The 18,900-nt window shown below is 67.9% G+C and carries 13 protein-coding genes; 6 read left to right on the forward strand and 7 right to left on the reverse strand.

Annotated elements, in window-relative coordinates; genetic code table 11:
* The first annotated feature begins 170 nt into the window (after positions 1–170).
* A complete protein-coding gene (locus tag AC3WUT_RS27335; protein ID WP_492350213.1) occupies positions 171–1,574 on the forward strand; it encodes a putative bifunctional diguanylate cyclase/phosphodiesterase in 1,404 nt (467 codons plus the stop codon).
* A gap of 147 nt (positions 1,575–1,721) precedes the next feature.
* The gene (locus tag AC3WUT_RS27340) at positions 1,722–2,186 is read left to right on the forward strand and encodes a GNAT family N-acetyltransferase (RefSeq protein ID WP_492350214.1); all 465 of its coding nucleotides are present in this window, start codon (positions 1,722–1,724) and stop codon (positions 2,184–2,186) included.
* A gap of 155 nt (positions 2,187–2,341) precedes the next feature.
* Here AC3WUT_RS27340 and AC3WUT_RS27345 read toward each other — a convergent pair whose 3' ends face one another.
* The gene (locus AC3WUT_RS27345) at positions 2,342–2,872 is read right to left on the reverse strand and encodes a phosphotransferase-like protein (RefSeq protein WP_492350215.1); all 531 of its coding nucleotides are present in this window, start codon (positions 2,870–2,872) and stop codon (positions 2,342–2,344) included.
* Positions 2,869–3,825: a sterol desaturase family protein gene (locus AC3WUT_RS27350; RefSeq protein ID WP_492350216.1), complete on the reverse strand. Its 957-nt coding sequence runs from the start codon at positions 3,823–3,825 to the stop codon at positions 2,869–2,871. Before AC3WUT_RS27350 ends, AC3WUT_RS27345 begins: the two co-directional genes overlap by 4 nt.
* A 233-nt stretch (positions 3,826–4,058) precedes the next feature.
* Between AC3WUT_RS27350 and AC3WUT_RS27355 the strand changes: the two genes are divergently transcribed.
* On the forward strand, positions 4,059–4,658 hold the full coding sequence (locus AC3WUT_RS27355; RefSeq protein ID WP_492350217.1) for a GNAT family N-acetyltransferase: 600 nt from the start codon (positions 4,059–4,061) through the stop codon (positions 4,656–4,658).
* Positions 4,659–4,670: 12 nt separating this feature from the next.
* Here the strand turns inward: AC3WUT_RS27355 and AC3WUT_RS27360 are convergent, their stop codons facing one another.
* The gene (locus AC3WUT_RS27360; RefSeq protein ID WP_492350218.1) at positions 4,671–5,213 is read right to left on the reverse strand and encodes a GNAT family N-acetyltransferase; all 543 of its coding nucleotides are present in this window, start codon (positions 5,211–5,213) and stop codon (positions 4,671–4,673) included.
* Positions 5,214–5,720: 507 nt separating this feature from the next.
* On the opposite strand from AC3WUT_RS27360, the gene AC3WUT_RS27365 reads away from it, so the two are divergent.
* The 3 genes from AC3WUT_RS27365 to AC3WUT_RS27375 are packed head-to-tail and all read left to right on the forward strand — an operon-like array spanning position 5,721 to position 13,550.
* Positions 5,721–12,335, forward strand: a complete 6,615-nt coding sequence (locus AC3WUT_RS27365; protein WP_492350219.1) for a type I polyketide synthase — start codon at positions 5,721–5,723, stop codon at positions 12,333–12,335.
* Positions 12,336–12,381: 46 nt separating this feature from the next.
* Complete coding sequence (locus tag AC3WUT_RS27370) at positions 12,382–12,933, forward strand: hypothetical protein (protein WP_492350220.1); 552 nt, start codon at positions 12,382–12,384, stop codon at positions 12,931–12,933.
* A 26-nt stretch (positions 12,934–12,959) separates the two neighbouring features.
* A complete protein-coding gene (locus tag AC3WUT_RS27375) occupies positions 12,960–13,550 on the forward strand; it encodes an HVO_A0114 family putative DNA-binding protein (protein WP_492350221.1) in 591 nt (196 codons plus the stop codon).
* A 98-nt stretch (positions 13,551–13,648) separates the two neighbouring features.
* On the opposite strand, the gene htpG is transcribed toward AC3WUT_RS27375, so the two are convergent.
* The 4 genes from htpG to AC3WUT_RS27395 all read right to left on the reverse strand — a co-directional run.
* Positions 13,649–15,595 carry a molecular chaperone HtpG gene (htpG, locus tag AC3WUT_RS27380; protein ID WP_492350222.1) on the reverse strand — a complete coding sequence of 649 codons (1,947 nt, stop codon included), beginning with the start codon at positions 15,593–15,595 and terminating at the stop codon, positions 13,649–13,651.
* A gap of 161 nt (positions 15,596–15,756) precedes the next feature.
* Positions 15,757–16,731 carry a 1-phosphofructokinase family hexose kinase gene (locus AC3WUT_RS27385; protein ID WP_492350223.1) on the reverse strand — a complete coding sequence of 325 codons (975 nt, stop codon included), beginning with the start codon at positions 16,729–16,731 and terminating at the stop codon, positions 15,757–15,759.
* Between the two features lie 75 nt (positions 16,732–16,806).
* Positions 16,807–17,739: an exopolyphosphatase gene (locus AC3WUT_RS27390; protein ID WP_492350224.1), complete on the reverse strand. Its 933-nt coding sequence runs from the start codon at positions 17,737–17,739 to the stop codon at positions 16,807–16,809.
* Positions 17,740–17,869: 130 nt separating this feature from the next.
* Positions 17,870–18,900 (reverse strand): pseudouridine synthase (locus AC3WUT_RS27395; protein WP_492350225.1); only part of this gene is annotated, 1,031 nt, incomplete at its 5' end.

Raw genomic sequence — 18,900 nt, forward strand, 5'->3', positions numbered from 1 at the left:
CGACTGTAGACGCCAAGCCCACCCCCTTGGGGTGAAGCCCAGGCAAAGCGGGGGCAAAAATATTAACAGGCCGCCCCAGACCAAGACCCGCTCAGCATTCCAGTCTTGCCTGAGAGCAAGACAAGCCCCACGGTTGCTGCCAGAATAAACAAGGGAGGTTGAAGGAAACGATGCCGAACGCCGCCGCACGTCTCATGCGCAATCTGCGTCACCTGTGGGTGGCCCCCGAACTGGGGCTGCTGTACCACCGGCGAGAGCGGCGCGTGCGCCTGCTGACCAGCGTCATGATGATGACCATGGGCCTGGTGTGGGGCGCGTTCTTCGTCTCCAAGAACCTGTGGCTGGTGGTGGGCATGGACGCCATGCTCTTCTTCTTCGGGCTGATCAGCCTGACCCTGACCTGCCTGAACCGGCGCCAGGCCGCCAACCTGGTCATCTTTGGCAGCCTGCTGATCATCGTCATCGGCAATGCCGTGCTGCTGGACCCACCCAGTGCCCTGGCCCCGCGATCCACCCACCTGTACCTGCTGGGCCTGGGTGTGGCCGCGCTGGTGGCTTTTCGCGACGACGACCCGCGCCTGCGCTACGGCGTGGCCCTGCTCTGCCTCAGCACCTTTGTGGTGCTGGCCGCCACCACCGCCAACTTCGTGCCTGGCTACGCCCTGCCCGACGACATCCGCGTGCCCGGCACCTGGCTGCAGACCCTGGCCGCCACCACCATGCTCACCCTGCTGGTCAACGTGCTGCTGACCGACGCCACCGAGCGATCCGAGCTGGAGGCCGACCTGGTGCAGGCCCTGGTGCAGCACCAGTTCGAGCTGCACTATCAGCCCCAACTGGACACCTCGGGCCGGGTGCTGGGCGCCGAGGCCCTGCTGCGCTGGCGCCACCCCACGCGCGGCCTGGTCATGCCTGGCCAGTTCATCGACCTGGCCGAACAGACCGGCCTGATCGTGCCCATCGGCCAATGGGTGCTGGAGACCGCCTGCACCCAACTGCAGGCCTGGTCGGAACACCCCGAGCGCAGCGCGTGGTGCCTGGCCGTGAACATCAGCCAGCGCCAGTTTCGCCAGGCCGACTTTGTGCCCAAACTGCTGGAACTGCTGCAGCACCACCACTTCAGCCCCAGCCGACTGGAACTGGAGCTGACCGAAACCATGCTGGTCGAAGACATCGACGACATCAAGACCAAAATGCTCACCCTGGCCAGCCACGGTGTCACGTTTTCGCTGGACGACTTTGGCACCGGCTACTCGTCCCTGAACTACCTCAAACGCCTGCCGCTGAACAAACTCAAGATCGACCAATCCTTTGTGGCCGACGTGCTGACCGAAGCCAACAGCGCCGCCATCGTGCGCATGGTGCTGGCCCTGGGCAGCACCATGAACCTGCAGGTCATCGCCGAAGGCGTCGAAACCCCAGAGCAACACGCCTTTCTGGTGGACAACGGCTGCCAGCAATTTCAGGGCTACCTGTTCAGCCGTCCCGTGCCGGTGCGGGAGCTGGAGGCCTGGCAGGGATCAGCGCGCGCCGGGTGGCCTGGGGCGGTGGGTGGCGGGGTATTGGCCAAGTGAAATCGCAGGGGGCGAGCACATGGGGGTATCTGGCCTGGGCCCCATTGAAAGGGCGCCTTGTGCCCGGCTTGCGCTAGGGTGGGGACCCCACAAAATCGGCTCAAGTGGCCCGAACCGGGACGGCTTCAGACACCAGGAGCACAACACATGAAGATCCGACTGATTGACGCCAGCGAATTGAACGACCTGCTGGCACTGTACAAACACCTGCACACCACAGACGACCCATTGCCTGAAACCAACATCGTGCAAAGCGTGTGGCACGAGTTGCTGAGCCACCCTCGGTATCGGTACTTTGGAGGCTACCTGAATGAGCAGTTGATCGCGAGTTGCAACCTCACCCTCATTCCCAACCTCACCCGGGGCTGCAGACCCTATGGCGTGATCGAGAACGTCGTCACCCATACCGAACATCGAGGTCAAGGTCACGGTCAGGCGATCCTCCGACATGCGCTCGCACAGGCCTGGTCGGCGGGCTGTTACAAGGTCATGCTGATGACCGGCCGCAAAGACCCCGCCACGCTGCGCTTCTATGAGTCAGCGGGCTTTGATCGCCATGAAAAGCAGGCCTTCATCGCCAAGCCACCGTCCCCGATGGGTGCCGAGGGGTGAGAGAACGGGATGAGGATGAAAGGCCCGAAAAGACAGTGCCCTCATTTGCCGAACGTCACCCGGTGCGGCGGAGAGGCGTCACTTTGAGCCGCGAGGGCCGCTCTTGGAAGCGCTAAAAAGGCGGGTCGCACAGACCGCTGTATGGGCGGCCCGGTTCATCCCAAAAGCCGCCGAATCTCGGCAGCAAGCTCCGCAGCCGACCCCGTCGACGTATCCACCACCAGATCGTAGCCACGAACAAACGCCGGATGCCCGAATTGCTCCCGCGCCATGCCCGTCGCGCGGTCATCACGAAGTCGCTCGCGCTGCTCCAGCGTGGCCAGAGGAGCCTGGACCCCCACCAGGCACAGCGGGCGGGCTGACAAAACGTCAAGGCAGGCCTGCAGCTCGGCCTCATCGCGCAGCACGGTGTCCAGGATGATTTCAAACTCGGAGTCGGCAAGGCGGCGAAGCGTGGCGCGCAGGTTCTCGCAGTGGATGCGGTAGGCCAGCGCCTGCTCTTGGGCACTGCGCATGTCGCGGCGCCTTGACATGGTGACAAAGGCGTCCAGGCTCACATGAAACGAGGGGACCAGGGCACTGTCTTGCAGGGCCGCAGCGATGCTCGATTTGCCCGCGCTGGTGGGGCCGTGCAGAACGATGGCGAAGGGCTTCCGCGCTAGTTGGCGGCCATGGCCTCGGCTCACGCCGCTGCCGCCGGCTTGCCAGTCTGCGAGGCCACAGCCTGCACAGCGGGTTCGGCCGCAGGGCCTTGGGCCTGGGCTGCCTGACGAAGCTCTTCCGTGGTCTCCCCAGCGCCGCCCGGCCTCCAGCCCGGGGGCCGCAGCAGGTAGCCCAGCAGGGCACGGGCCGAAGGGGCGGCTTTCACATCGCGCCACAGCGACAGCCAATGCTCAAACTCGATCTTGAACAGGTTGTAGCCCGTGCTGGGTTTGACCAGGCCGTAGCGGATCGGTACGCCCTGCTGCTCGGGAATGTAGGTGCCAAACAGGCGGTCAAACACGATCAGAACGCCACCATAGTTGCCATCAAGGTAGATCAGGTTGGAAGCGTGGTGCACGCGGTGGGCCGAGGGGGTGTTCAGAATCCATTCCAGCGGGCCCAGACGCGGGATCCAGGTGGCGTGTATCCAGAACTGGTAGAGCAGGTTCAAGGACAGCATCACCAGGATCACCCTGGGGGGCATGCCCAGCCAGGGGGCGAGCATGAAGAACAGCAGGGTGCCAGTGAGTTTGCCTGTCCAGCCAAAACGGTAGGCCGCCGACAGGTTGAGCTGGTTCGAAGAATGGTGAATGGCGTGGGTGCACCAGAACCAGCGGATGCGGTGGGCGGAGCGGTGGTACCAGTAGTAGCAAAACTCTTGGCCGATGAAGCAGGCGGCCCAGCCGGTCCAATGGTCCATGGGCAGGGTGAAGAGCCGGTGCGCCCAGATCCACTGCATGGCGCCAAACCAGAAGCTGAGCGGCAAGGCCCAGCGCAAAAAGTACTCGCGCACCAGAAAATCGATCAGCGAGATGCCGGCGGCCTTCCAGTCGTAGGGGCCCCGTCCTTTCCACAGTGACAAGACCACGGCCTCAAGCAGCGAGGCCACCAGCACGGTGACCACGGCAAATTTCAGAACCATCAACATCGCGGTCATGGCCACTCCTGCTGGGTTGCATTGGATGTGCGCGGATTTTGCACCAAGGGCGCCAAACGGCTTGCGGGGTCACGCAAGCTCTCACGGCATCAGCATGGCCTAGCAGCCCGACCAACGGCCAGCCACCGCCCCCCAAGGGCCTGCGCCAGCGCGGCCTGGCCCCCAAGAATCTGAAACACCGGCCGGGGCCCAATGCACTCCCCTCGCGCCCGGCTGCCCCCATGCCACAGGCCATGCCACCCCCCTGCCCCATCCGCCCCGCCACCCCCGACGACCGGCCCGCCCTGGCCCACATCATCGGCAGCGCCTTCGCCGACGACCCCGTGTCGCTGTGGGCCATGGGCTCGGCGGCCTTGGTGGTCGACACGTTTGCGGCGCTGATCGCCCAGGTGTACCTGCCGCGCGGGCATTGCACGCTGTTGGGGGATGGGCAGGCCGCGGCGCTGTGGTTGCCGCCGGGAGGGCACAAGCAGCTGCCGCTGGCGGCCACGCTGGGCCTGGGCTTGAGGCTGCTGGGGCGGGCCCACCCGCGCCACAGTTGGCGCGCCTGGCAGTTAGACCAGGCGCTGCAGGCCCGGCGACCGGCGCGGCCGCACCTGTACCTGTTCGCGGTAGGGGTGTTGCCCGGGCAACAGGGGCAGGGCCTGGGGCACCAGCTGATCAGCCACACGCTGCAGCAGTGCGATGCACAGGGGCTGCCGGTGTTTCTGGAGAACACGCACCCGCGCAACCTGGGGCTGTACAGCCGCCTGGGTTTTGAGGCCCTTGAAACTTATGTGCCGGTGCCGGGCTGCCCGGTGGTGACGGCCATGTGGCGCCGGCCCCTGCCGTAGGCCATGCCCCCATCAAGCCACGATGGAGCGCTGCAGCAGAAACTCGGGCTGCTGGTTGAACTGCACTTTGTCGATGCTGCGAAAGCCCAGTTGCAGGTAGCCCAGCAGGTGCTTTTTGTCGCAGCTGGCCCACAGCAGGCGGATGCCGCTGGCGCGCAACAGGGGCTCTGTCGCCTCGATGAGGGCGGGCAGCACAAAGCGGCGGCCGACCATGATGCGCGACGAAAACAGCACCAGGCCCTCGGCTGTCTGGCCCTGCTCCTTGGGCACCGAAAAACCATAGCGCTCAAGCTGCAGGGTCACGCCCATGTCGAAGTTGAGGGCCACGGCGCCGATCAGCTCGCCCGCCACCTCGGCCACCACGATGCGCTGGCCGGCATAAGGCACCAGGATGCGGGCGCGCTGCGGTTCGGGATCGAAGGCCCACAGGGTGTCGAAGGTGCCCGGGGGGTGCTTGCGAAAGGCCTGGTACAGGGCTTTTTCATAGACGGCCAGGCGCTCGGGGGCGCTCAGGTCGAGCTCGGAGATGCACAGGTCTGAGGGAGTGGGGAGCATGGTGAGTGGCAGGGCTAAGGGGGATGCTGCGGCAGTATCGAGCGGCCGTTGGCGCACACCGGGCCGGGCGGCGTGGGCGTCGATCACCGGCGGGGTTGGGGGGGCGCATGAGCGGCTGGGTGCAGCCCCCTCAGCGGTCAGTCGCGAGCGAGCCCAGCCAGCCATCGGTTGGCCGGGCTGGCCCAGTCGATGACTGGCGGGCCAGGCCTCCGGGTTTCGGCAGGCCGGCCATTAGAGTGAAACGATGACATCCATTGACCACCTGATGCGCGCCAATGCAGGCAAATCGTTGACTCATGTCAATTTCAGCAGCCTGTCGATGCCGCAGCCAGGGGCACCCTCCGGGCCACCGGTGGCGCCACGGCGCGCGGTGCCGCCGGGCTGACGCCTGGCGGGTGACCCCGCCCCGTCTTCCCTCACCCCCCTCTTCTGTACACCCTGCGGCCCCCGCCGCTGGGCGGGGTTTCTTTTGCCTTTTGCTTTGTTTTCACACCAAGGGAGTTCTTCATGCATGAGATCGCGATTGTCGGAATCGGTTGCCACCTGCCCGGGGGCGTGCGCAGCCCGGCAGACCTGTGGAACCTGCTGCTCAGCCAGGGCGACGGCATGGTCGACATCCCGCCCGAGCGCTGGAACCAGGAGCGCTTCTACGACCCCGACCCTGAGGTGCCCGGGCGCCTGTACACCCGGCGCGGTGGCTTTCTGCAGGCCTCGCTCGAAGAGTTCGACCCCGAGTTCTTTGGCATCTCGCCGCGTGAGGCGGCCATCATGGACCCGCAGCAACGCCTGCTGCTGGAGGTGACCCAAGAGGCGCTCGACGACGCGGGCCACGCCAGCCGGGTGGCCGGGCGGGCGGTGGGGGTGTATGTGGGCGGGTTCACGGCCGACAACATGGCGGCGCGACACAACGAGGCCACGCGCCGCGCCATCTCGATGCACACCCCGACCAGCAGCAGCTACACCATGCTGTCCAACCGCCTGTCGTTTGCCTTCGACCTGCGCGGGCCCAGCATGACGCTGGACACGGCCTGCTCGTCGTCGCTGGTGGCCCTGCACCAGGCCGTGGCGGCGCTGCAGCGCGACGAGATCGAGATGGCCCTGGTGGGAGGCGTCAATGCCATGCTGCGGCCCGAGACCTTCATCTCGATGTGCAAGGGCCACTTTCTGGCCCCCGACGGGCGCTGCAAGACCTTTGACAAGGCCGCCGACGGCTACGCCCGCGGCGAAGGTGCGGCCATGGTGGTGCTGCGCCCGCTGCAAGCCGCCCTGGCCGATGGCGACCGCATCTACGCGGTGGTGCGGGCCACGGGCTGCAACCAGGACGGTCGCACCCCCGGCATCACGGTGCCCAGCGAGCAGGCCCAGGCCGAACTGATCGCCCAGGTCACCGCGCGGGCCGGCCTGGCACCGGCCGAGATCGGCTATGTCGAGGCGCATGGCACCGGCACCTCGGTGGGCGACCCGATCGAGATGGCGGCCATCGGCCGCATGCTGGGCGCGGTGGAGGGGCGCCAGGTGCCACTGCGCGTGGGCTCGATCAAGTCGTCCATCGGGCACACCGAGGCGGCCGCGGGCGTGGCCAGCGTGATCAAGGCGGCGCTCACCCTGCACCACCGCACGGTGGCGCCCCAGGCCGGGCTGAACGAACTCAACCCTGCCATCCCCTTTGAGGACTACCGCCTGCAGGTGCCGCGCCAGGCCGAGCCGTTTCCGGCCGGCTACGCGCAGCCGGCGGCATCGGTGAACGGCTTTGGCTATGGCGGCACCAACGCCCACGCGGTGCTGGTGGGCGCGCCCGACGCCGTCGCCACGGCCGCCACCGCCCCCACGGCGTTGGCGCAAGCGCCACGCCGGGCACGATCCCCCCTGGCCCGCCTCTGCCCCGTGTCGGGCCGCAACGAGGCCGGGGCCCGGGCCTATGCCCAGGCGCTGGCCGAATCGGTGGCGGCCCTGAGCAGCACCGACGAGGTGGATGCCTGGGTGGACGCGCTGTGGACACGGCGGCAACACCAGCCCTGCCGCTTTGCCGTGCCCTACGCCGATCGCGACGAGCTGCTGGAGCGCCTGCGCGAACTGGGCCTGGGCCGCGGCAAGGCTCCGCAACGGGTGCTGCCGCAGCAGGGCGCGCAGCCCGAGCTGGTGTTTGTGCTCAGTGGCATGGGCCCGCAGTGGTGGGGCATGGCGCGCCAGCTGCTGACCTCTGAGGGGCCGTTTGCCCAGGTGGCCCGCGAGATCGATGCGATCTTTCGACCGCTGGCGGGCTGGTCGCTGATCGATGAGCTGCTGCGCGACGAGGCGCAATCCAGGGTGGGCAGCACGCGGGTGGCGCAGACCGGCAATTTTCTGGTGCAGGTGGGCCTGGCGGCCGAACTGGCCGCGCTGGGCATCCGCCCGGCGGCCCTGGTGGGCCACAGTGTGGGTGAAGTGAGCGCGGCCTACCTGTCGGGCATGCTCAGCCTGCGCGAGGCGGTCACCGTGTCATACCACCGGGCACGCCTGCAGGCCCAGCAGGCAGGCACGGGCAGCATGCTGGCCGTGGGCTTGCCCGAGGCCGCCGTGCAGGCCCGCATCACCCACCTGCAGGGGGTGGAGATCGCCGCCGTCAACAGCCCCACCGGCGTGACGCTGGCCGGCGCCACCGAACCCCTGCAGCAACTGGCCGCCGAGTGGGAGCAGGCGGGTGTGTTCAACCGCCTGCTGCAGGTCGAGGTGCCTTATCACAGCCACCTGATGGATCCGATATTGCCGGCCTTGCGCGATGCCCTGGCCCGGCTGAATCCGCAGGCCCCCCAGCGGCCGCTGTACTCCACCGTGAGCGGCCAACGGGTGAGCACCGAGACCGCCCCCGAGCTGTGGGATGCCGACTACTGGGCCGCCAACGTGCGCCAACCCGTGCGCTTTGCCGCGGCTCTCGACGCGCTGGTCAACGACGGCTACCGCGGTTTTCTGGAGCTGGGGCCGCATGCGGTGCTGTCGGGCAGCATCCGCGAAATTCTGAGCCGGCGCGGCGAGCCCGGCGCCAGCGTGCCCACCCTGGTGCGCCAGCAGCCTGACGACGCCAGCCTGCGCGCCACCCTGGCCGAGCTGTATGCGCTGGGCCTGCTCAGCGATGCCGCCCCACCCGGCGGGCTGCTGGGCCCGGTGCCGCACCGCGATCTGCCGGTGCATCGGTTTCAGCGCGTGCCCTTGTGGGCCGAAGTGCCTGACCTGCGGCGCGACCGCCTGGGCGACGAAGGCGCCCCCGTGCTGCCAGGCCTGCGCACCCGGGCCAGCCAGCCCGAATGGGAGTGCGACATCAGCGTGGGCGCCCTGCCCTGGCTGCACGAGCACGTGGTGGCCGGCATGGTGCTGCTGCCCGGCGCCGCCTACCTGGACGCGGCCCTGGCCGCGGCGGTGGCCATCACGGGGCGCGAGCACCCGGCGCTGCAAGACGTGGTGTTTGTGTCGCCCCTGATCGTGGGCGAGCACGAGGCGCCGGTGCTGCGCCTGTCGGTCGACGAGGACACCCGCCGCTTCACGGTGCGCAGCCGCCTGAACGACGACAGCGACTGGGTGGTGCACGCCCGAGGCCGCATCGTGGACGCCCAGGTCAACCCGCCGCCGGCCAAGGCCCCAGACCTGCCCCCCAACCCGGCCCCCGACGCCGAAGACAACACCCACCCCATCGATGGCCCCCGACTGTATGAACAGCTCAAGGCGGCCGGGCTGAGCTACGGCCCGCAGTTTCAACGCATCCAGCGGGCCACGGTGAGCGGCGACCGGGTGGAGGCCTGGGTGGACGGACGCCTCAGCCAGCAGCGCCACCAGGCCCACCCGGCCGTGCTCGACTGCGCCCTGCAGTGCATGGCCGCCTGGGCCAGCGCCGCGGCATCGTCAGCCGAGGCCGGGGCCGCCACCGCGAGCGGCCCTCTGGTGCCCGCCGCCGTGCAGGCGGTGCGCCAGTTCGGGCCCCTGCCCGAACAGTTGCGGGTCAGCGTGACCCGGGTGGCCCCCGAGGCGCACGAGGCCGATCTGGTGGCCCACATCACGCTGTCAACCCCCGACGGCCGCTGCGTGATGGAACTGGCCCGCGTGCAGTTTCGCCCCATCACGCCGCGCCAGCCCCTGCTCGACGAGCTGCAGCCGCACTGGTACGAATGGGTGGACACCCCGCTTGATGTACCGCTTGATGGGCCGCCTGCTGTCCCAGCGGATGAAGCGCCGGCACAGCCGCCCACGGCGGACCTCAGCGCCGAAGCCGCAACAGCGACGGCCGTCACAGCAACAACCCCGCCCCTGTTCATCGTCGGCCTGGGCCCGGACAGCCGCAGCTGGGTGCGCGCCCTGGAGGCCACCCACCCGGCCAACCGCTCGGTGACGGCCCAGGGCTGCGAGCCCGGGGCCATTGCCGAGGCGGTGGCGCCCCGGCTGCGCGGCATGCTGGCCGAAGCCTCAGGCGCGGTGACCGTGGTGATCTGCGCCACCACGGCCGCCGGCGCCGCGCCCGCGGCGGGCAGCCCCACCGACGGCTTTGACCTGAGCCGGGCCATGGCCGGCCCGGCCGCGCTGGCCGGGGTGGCCACCGCCGTGCAAGAGGTGCTGGCCGAACTCGAAGAAACCCTGGTGCACCTGCCGCTGGTGCAAGGGCTGGTGCTGACACAAAACGCAGGCATGGGCGCCATGGGCGCCAACGCCCCAGCGACGCCCTCAGCCCCCGACGCCGCGCCGCCCGGGCTCAGCCTGGCGCCCCTGGTCGGCGCGCGCCGCACGCTGCGCAACGAGAACTCAGCCCTGCGCTGGCGCTGGCTGGACGTGGACCGACAAGCCACCCCCGCCGACGTGCTGACAGCCTGGCACACCATGACCCAGGGCAGCACCGAGATCGACGAACTGAAGTTGCACGGCGGCCGGGCCCTGGCCCCGCAGCTGCAGCGCACCCTGGCCCAACGACGGGCCGGCTATGAGCAGGGCCGGCGGCTGCCGGACCCCGAGACCAACTTTGCCATCGAGCTGCCTGGCACGCGGCTGCTGGCCGACCTGGCCCTGCGCGAAGCGCCCCGCCGCGCCCCCGAGGCGGGCGAGGTGGAGCTGCGCCTGGAAGCCCTGGAGCTCAACTACAAAGACGCCATGAAGGTGATCGGCCTGCTGAGCGAGAAAGAGCTGGGCGGCACGTATTTCGGCATGAACATCGGCATGAGCGGGGTGGGCGTGGTGACCCGGGTGGGGGCTGGGGTGGCGGATGGGGTGAGCGACGGAGTAGTGCGGCTGCAGGTGGGCGACACGGTGGTGTTCGGCACCCGCGGCATGGCGCAGCGCTATGTCACCACGGCCCTGGACCATGGCTTTTTCCTCGCCGTGCCGGCCAGCACGCCCCACGCTGAGCTGGGGGCCATGGTGCCTTTTCTCACGGCGCATTACAGCGTGGTGCACGCGGCGCGGGTGCAGCCCGGCGAGGTGGTGCTGGTGCACGGGGGCGCCGGTGGCGTGGGCATGGCGGCCATCCAGGCAGCACGGGCCGCAGGCGCCACCGTGATCGCCACCGCCAGCACGCCCGAGCGGCAGGCGGTGGCAAGGCAGATGGGCGCCGAGCACACCCTCGATTCACGCTCGCTCAACTTTGTCGATCAGGTGCGGGCCTTGACCGCCGGACGCGGCGCCGATGTGGTGATCAGCTCGGCCCCGGGCGAGATCCTGGGTGCCAACCTGGCGGTGGCGGCCGAGTTTGGCCGGGTGGTCGAGGTGGGCAAGCTCGACATCTTCACCAACCGGCCGCTGGCCCTGGCCGCGTTCGAGAAAAACCTGAGCTTTCAGGCCATCGACATCGATCGCATGTCGGCCTTCCGGCCCGCGCTGGTGCAGCAGTTGCAGGCCGAGGTGTTCGGGCAACTGGCGGCAGGCCACTACCGCCCGCTGCCGGGCGAGCTGATCCCGGTGTCGCGCATGGCCGAAGCCTTTGAGAAGGTGCAGCGCTCGGCGCATGTGGGGCGGGTGCTGCTGGGCTTTGACGACGCGACCGCCCTGGTGCGCCCCGCCCTGCCGCACACCCGCATCGAAGCCCAGGCCAGCTACCTGATCACCGGGGGCTTTGGCGCCTTTGGCCTGGCCACCGCCCACTGGCTGGCTGCCCGCGGGGCACGCCACCTGGTGCTGGTGGGGCGCAGCGGTGCCACGCTGCCCGCACAAACCCAGGCCGTGGCGGCCTTGCAGGCCCAGGGGGTGGAGGTGATCAGCCGGCAGCTCGACATCACCCACCCCGATGAGGTGCTGGCGCTGCTGCAATCCCTGCAGGCCAGCCAGCCACCGCTGCGGGGCGTGTTCCACACCGCCGGGGTGGTGCAGGACGGGCCTTTCAGCGCCTTGAGCGAACAGGCGCTGCGGGCCGTGCTGGCGCCCAAGGCCCAGGGCGCCTTCAACCTGCACCGGGGGCTGCTGCAGGCCGGCATCACGGTGGACCACTTCGTGCTGTTCTCGTCGGTGGCGGCCATCACGGGCACCGTACCCCAGACGGCATACGCCGCCGCCAATGCCGCGCTGGACGCCCTGGCCGCCTACCGCCACTCGCTGGGCCTGGCCGCCACGGCCGTGAACTGGGGCGCCTTGAGCGGCGGCGGCATGGCCGAGGCCTCGGACGAGGTGGCGCGCTACCTGGCGCTGATGGGCTTCCAGACCACGCCGATGGCGCGGGCCTGCGACTACCTGGACGCGGCCCTGGCGCTGCAGGCCACCCAGGCCGTGATCTGCGAGATCAACTGGGACAGCTGGGGCCGGGCCCATGCCGCCTCGGCCTCGGTGCGGCGCTTTGCCGATCTGGTCAGCACGGCGCGGGCCGGCAGCCGGGCCGGCAACGAGGTCATGGCCCAGCTGGCCGCCCTGCCGCCCGAGGCCCGTGCGGAGGCCTTGAGCGAGCTGCTGGCCGGGCACATCGCCTCGGTGATGGGCATCCCGGCCGAGTCGGTGGACCGGCAGACGCCGCTGCCCGAACTGGGCATGGACTCTCTGATGGCCGTGGAGCTGAACCTGCGCGTGACCACCGCACTGGGGGTCGAGGTGCCGGCACTGGAGTTCACCCGTGGCGGCGGGCTGAACGCCCTGGCGGCGCGCCTGCTGCGCCGCATGGAGGAGGCTGCGGCGCGAGCGGGTTGAGGCAAAAGCTTATCACCCACTTGACAACCATCAGGACACTGCCAAGATGCCATGGGACGCCAGCAGTGCGCAAGCGCTGAAAGCGCTGGTGGGGGTGTATGCGCTTCCTGGCAGATGTTGGGCTGTGCTGACCCTCCACGCCGCCCCCTCAAAGACCACAGCGATGTCGCAGGCCTGCCCGGAAGGGTATGGCTATGCCTGGGCCGTGCTGGCCCCGGGCATACCGCCGAAGTTGCGCGGGCACAGAATGGCAGGCATCGACAACAGCGACGACAAACATGTCAGGGAGCAAATCAACATCAACGCTCAATCATCCAAGCATCGGGCCCACCGACACACCCCTGATTGGAAGCAAATCAAAATCATTGACGACCAAGAGTGGCCCGTGGCCGGTCCCGGCGTTCAGTTGGTGCAGGCACCCCGAACGCCGCAGGCCTTCTGGCTGGATTGCGTGGATTGCCTGGAGCAGGTTCTCAGCGAGTTGGGCCTGGAGATGCCCCAAGAAGAAGCATTGATGCAAAGCCGCCTGTCAGAAGCAGATTTCCTTCGCATGCAAGGTGCCCTGGACTCGGAACAAAAGCGGGCATGGCGCCTGTGAAGACCCCGTCAAGAAAGGAGATTCTCATGAGCGCAAAGACCTCCAGCACGCCAGACAGCTCCGTGCTGGCATTTCTGTCGGGACGTGGACCCAACCCACTGCCAAGCAAGCCCACAAGCACAAGAAACCGCCTTCAAAAGCAATTTCTCGCGGGCGCTTCGCGGGAAATTGCCGAGCAAGACAAAGCCAGCCAGCCGTTGGCCCCGCCCAGCGTCATCGATGATCTGATCGCCGTGATCCGCCTGATTTCCGACAACCACGAGATGATTCAGCTGATCCAAGGGGGCCAGGTTTCGACGGTGTCAGACCTGGCCGCAGCGCTTGGGCGGGAGTTGCCCAATGTGTCCCGCACGCTTTCCAGGATGGCGGCCTATGGTCTGGTGAGCTTCGACGGCAGCGCCAGAGACGCTCGATCGAAGCGCCCCGTCTGGCGGCTGCACGAGGTGTCGTCTGCAGGCGAAGACCTGGACTGGATTCAGGCCTATTGCCTTGCCCGGGCCTTGAAGAGCCGGGCCAGCGGCGGTGTCATGAGCGACCTGCCAGAGATGGAAAAAGTGGTCAGGGGTTGGGTCGAGTCGACCGCCATGAAGCTGGAACGGGCTGCAGCCGCCCCCTGACGGCCCCTACAGGCCGGCAGTCAAACAAAAAAAGCCGGGGCCCGTCAGGGCCCCGGCTTCTCGTTGCAGGCAGATCGGAAAAAAATCAAGCCGTCCGATCAGGCCAGCAGGGCATTCACCCGCTTCACATACGCCGCCGGGTCGTCCGGCAGGCCGCCTTCGGCCAGCAGGGCCTGGTCGAACAGGATGTGGGCCAGGTCGTTGAAGTGCACGCTGCCGTCGAGCTTCTTGACCAGGGGGTGTTCGGCGTTGACTTCGAGCACGGGCTTGGCCTCGGGGGCGCTCTGGCCGGCTTGCTTGAGCATGCGGGCCAGCTGGGTGCTCATGCCGCCGTCTTGCACCACCAGGCAGGCTGGCGAATCGACCAGGCGGGTGGTCACGCGCACGTCTTCGGCCTTGTCTTTCAGGGCTTCCTTGAGCTTGGCGAGCAGGGGCTTGAAGGCTTCGGCGGCCTCTTCGGCGGCCTTCTTTTCGGCTTCGTCCTGCAGCGTGCCCAGGTCGACCGCGCCCTTGGCCACGCTTTGCAGCGGGGTGCCGTCAAAGTCGTGCAGGTAGTTGAGCGACCACTCGTCCACGCGGTCGGTCATCAGCAGCACTTCGATGCCCTTTTTCTTGAACACTTCGAGCTGCGGGCTGCTCTTGGCGGCGGCCAGGTTGTCGGCGGTGATGTAGTAGATGGCCTCTTGGCCTTCCTTCATGCGGGCCTTGTAGTCGGCCAGGCTCACGCTGACGGTGTCGCTCTGGGTGCTGGCGTAGCGCAGCAGCTTGGCCAGGCGCTGGGTGTTGCCGAAGTCTTCGCCCAGGCCTTCTTTCAGCACGGCGCCAAACTCGGCGTAGAAGCGGCTGTACTTGCCCTCTTTGGCCTGGTCGTCGGCATCGACCACGTCAGTCACACCGTCGGCACCGGGGGTGGCGTCGTGCTTGTCGTGCTTGGCCAGGTCTTCGAGCATGCTCAGCACGCGCTTGGTCGAGCCTTCGCGGATGGCACGCACGTCGCGGCTTTCCTGCAGCAGCTCGCGGCTCACGTTCAGCGGCAGGTTGGCCGAGTCGATGATGCCCTTCACAAAGCGCAGGTAGGTGGGCATCAGGGCTTCGGCGTCGTCCATGATGAAGACGCGTTTCACGTACAGCTTGACGCCGGCCTTCTTGTCGCGGTTCCACAGGTCCATGGGGGCCTTGGCCGGGATGTACAGCAGCTGGGTGTACTCGGTGTTGCCTTCCACCCGGTTGTGCGACCAGGTCAGCGGGTCTTCAAAGTCGTGGCTGATGGCCTTGTAGAACTCGTTGTACTGCTCGGTGCTGATGTCTTTCTTGTTGCGCGTCCACAGGGCGCTGGCCTTGTTCACGGCCTCCCACTCGCCGGTGGGCACCATGGCGCCGGGCTGATCGTTCTCGCCGTCTTTCCACTCTTCCTTTTCCATCAGGATGGGCAGGCTGATGTGGTCGGAGTACTTGTTGATGACCGACTTGAGCTTCCAGAGGTTGAGGTATTCCTCGGCGTCTTCGCGCAGGTGCAGGGTGATGCTGGTGCCGCGCTGGGCGCGATTGATGGCTTCGACCTCAAAGTCACCGGTGCCGCCGCTGATCCAGCGCACACCGTCTGCGGCCGGCAGGCCAGCACGGCGCGACTCGACGGTGATTTTGTCGGCCACGATGAAGCCCGAGTAGAAGCCCACGCCGAACTGGCCGATGAGCTGGGCGTCGGCCTTCTGGTCGCCGCTGAGCTTGCTGACGAAGTCCTTGGTGCCGCTCTTGGCGATGGTGCCCAGGTTGTCGATGGCCTCTTGCTGCGACAGGCCGATGCCGTTGTCGGTGATGGTGATGGTGCGGGCGCTCTTGTCGAAGGCCACGCGCACTTCGAGGTTGGGCGCGTCTTCGAACAGGGCGCTGTTGTTCAGGGCCTCGAAGCGGAGCTTGTCGCAGGCGTCGCTGGCGTTGGAGATCAGCTCACGCAGAAAGATCTCGGGGTTGGAGTACAGCGAGTGCGTGACGAGGTGCAGCAGTTGGGCCACTTCGGCCTGGAATGACAGGGTCTGTTTGCTCATGGTGTTTCTAGGGTGGACTGTTGCAGTGAAGATCTTCGGGGGTGGGCAGGCCACCCCAGCAGGCGTGAATTATGGGCGTTGCGCCGGCTTTCAAGAGCCAGCGGCAAACCTGGGCCCAAAGGGGTGACCAGATCGCACGGCGGGGGGCAGAAAAGCGCCGATCAAAGGGCTTGCAGCTGCACCAGGGGCAACAGTTGCCGCACATCGTCGGGCTGGCACAGGGCGGTGCCCGGGTGCAGCAGGGCCGCGGCACTGGTGGCCATGGCCATGGCCAGGGCTGCGGGCCAGTCAACCAGATCGGTCTGGTGGGCCTGATGAGGCGGATGGGCCTGACGGGCCAGCGAGGCCACCAGGCCGCCTACAAAGCTGTCGCCAGCCCCGATGGTGCTGGCCACCGCCACCGTCAGCGGCGGGGCGCGCCAGGCTTGCTCAGGGGTGATCAGCAGGGCGCCCTGCTCGCCCAGGGTCAGGGCCACGGCCTGGGCCTGACCGGCGGCCATGAGCTGGCGGGCCGCGTGCAACTGCTCGGCCTCGCCGGGCAGGGCCTGCCCGACCAGCTCAGCCAGCTCGCGCAGACTGGGCTTGAACAGAAACACCCCGGCGCTGAGCGCGGCGCGCAGAGCCGGGCCGGACGAATCCAGCACCAGCCGGGCCCCCAGTGCACGGGCCTGGGCCGCCAGGCGGGCGTACAGATCGTCGGGCACGCCGGGCGGCAGGCTGCCGCTCAGTACCCAGTAGCGCGCCGCGGCACCGTGGCGTGCCACGCTTTGCAAGGCTTGCTCGACCTCGGTGGGCTGCAGGCGGGGGCCGGGCAGCACAAAGCGGTAGTCCAGACCGGTGCTGTTTTCGTGCACCGAGAAGCTTTCGCGGGTTTCGGCGCCAATCGGCAGGCCAAAGGCGGGCACGCCCTCCTGGGCCAGCAGGGTGGCCAGTTCGTGGCCGGTGACGCCGCCCTGGGTGTACAGGGCGAGGCTGTCGGCGCCCAGGCGGTGCAGCACCCGAGCCACGTTGATGCCGCCGCCCCCGGGGTGCATCACGGCCTCACTGCAGCGCAGCTTGTGGGTGGGTTCGACCCGGTCGATGGCACTGAGCACATCGAGCGCGGGGTTCAGGGTAAGGGTAAGGATGTCAGGCATGCGTCGACCGCCCCAAAACGGCGCCCAGGCGCCAGGGGCGCCAGGATCGATCGATCGGCTGGCGTCAGGCTGGGATCAGCCGTCGGCGTTGATGCGTTGCACCAGGGTCTTGAGCACCTCGTCGGCGCGGTCGTTGGCGATCTGGCAGGTGCCGGCCGCATTGTGGCCGCCGCCACCGTACTCGAGCATCAGGTTGCCCACATGGGTCTTGCTGCTGCGGTCGAGGATGGACTTGCCGGTGGCCAGCACGGTGTTCTGCTTCTGCAGGCCCCACATCACGTGGATGGAGATGTTGGCGGTGGGGAACAGCGCGTAGATCATGAAGCGGTTCACCGCCCAGATGGTTTCCTCCTGGCGCAGGTCCAGCACCACCAGGTTGTCGATCTGGGTGGCGCAGCGCAGGATCTGTTCCTTGGCGCGGGCGGCGTGGTCAAAGTACAGGGTGACGCGCTCCTGCACGTCGGGCAGTTGCAGGATCTGCTCGATGGTGTGGTCGCGGCAGTACTTGATCAGGTCCATCATCAGCGTGTAGTTGCTGATGCGGAACTCGCGGAAGCGGCCCAGGCCGGTGCGCGAGTCCATCAGGTAGTTCAGCAGCACCCAGCCCTGAGGGTCGAGGATGTCGTCGCGCGAGTACTGGGCCGAGTCGGCCTGGTCGACGGCGGCCATCATCTCGTCGGTGATGCGCGGGAAAGCCGCCTTGCCGCCGTAGTGGTTGTAGACCACGCGGGCCGCCGAAGGGGCATGGGCCTCGATGATGTGGTTGGCGCGCTCGCCGGTGTTGCGCACGGTTTCCGACTCGTGGTGGTCAAACACCAGGTAGGCGCCGGGCACATAAGGCAGGTTGGTGGTGATGTCGCGCGCGCTGATGGCCACCTTGCCATCCTGCATGTCCTTGGGGTGGACAAAGGTGATCTCGTCGATCAGATCCAGTTCGTTGAGCAGCACGGCGCACACCAGGCCGTCAAAGTCGCTGCGGGTCACAAGTCGGTATTTGTTCGAGCTCATCGGCATCTCCGGCAGATCGTTCAGGACCCGATTCGGGTCAAGGCCACATGTTACAGACTGTATTTAGCGATTCGGTGCGCTGGCGCAAAAAATGCGCCCGCCGCCCGCCTGGCGGGCGGGGGTTGTGGCGTCAGAACTGCTCGCCCGGGGCCAGGTAGCGCCACTGCCCCACCGGCAGTTGGCCCAGCACCACGCGGCCGATGCGGATGCGCTTCAGCCCCACCACCTTCAGGCCCACCTGCTCGCACATGCGTCGGATCTGCCGTTTTTTGCCTTCTTTCAGCACAAAACGCAACTGTTCGGGGTTTTGCCAGTCCACCTGGGCCGGGCGCAGGGCCTCGCCGTCCAGGCTCAGGCCGTGGCGCAGCAGATCGAGCTTTTCGGTCGGAAAGGCGGCCTGCACATTGAGGGCCACATCGCCGGTGACGGCGGCATAGGTGACGCGCACCAGGTATTCCTTCTCGGTGTCCGAGTCTTCGCCGATCAGTTGGCGGGCCACACGCCCGTCCTGGGTCAGCACCAGCAGGCCGACCGAATCGATGTCGAGCCGCCCGGCCGGCGCCAGCCCGCGCAATTGCGAGTGGTTGAAGCGGGTGCGGGCCGTGTCGCCATGCCAGTGGTTGGCCGCCTGCACCAGCACCACGGCGGGCTCGTGCCCGTCTTCAGCCTGGCCGCTCACGTAGCCCATGGGCTTGTGCAGCAGGATGGTCACCTGCTGCTCTTGCTGGCCCAGGGCCTCGGGGGCGATCTCGATGCGGTCGCTGTGCTTGACCTGCTGGCCCATCTCGGCCACTTCGCCGTTCACCCGCACCCAGCCTTTTTCGACCCAGTCGTCGGCCTCGCGGCGCGAGCACAGGCGCAGTTCGGCCATGCGCTTGTTCAGGCGCACGGTTTCGATGCCACCCTCAGTGCGCGGGGCACCTTCGGTGCGGGCGGGGCGCTCACCCCGGTCAGGGCGTTCACCTCGGTCGGGGCGGCGCTCGCCGCCGGGGGCCGGCAGCGGGCGCTTGACCGGGATGGGGGTGCGCTCGGCGGGCACGTTGTAGGTGCGGATGCCGGTGCGGGTGCTGAAGCGTTGGTCGTCCTGCGCCGCGCTGTCCTGGCGGTCGTCGCGGCGGCCACCGCGGGGGTCGTCACGACGGTCATCGCGCGGGCCGCCGC

It is taken from the genome of Curvibacter sp. EU05-FHT14A10, from assembly GCF_058791075.1.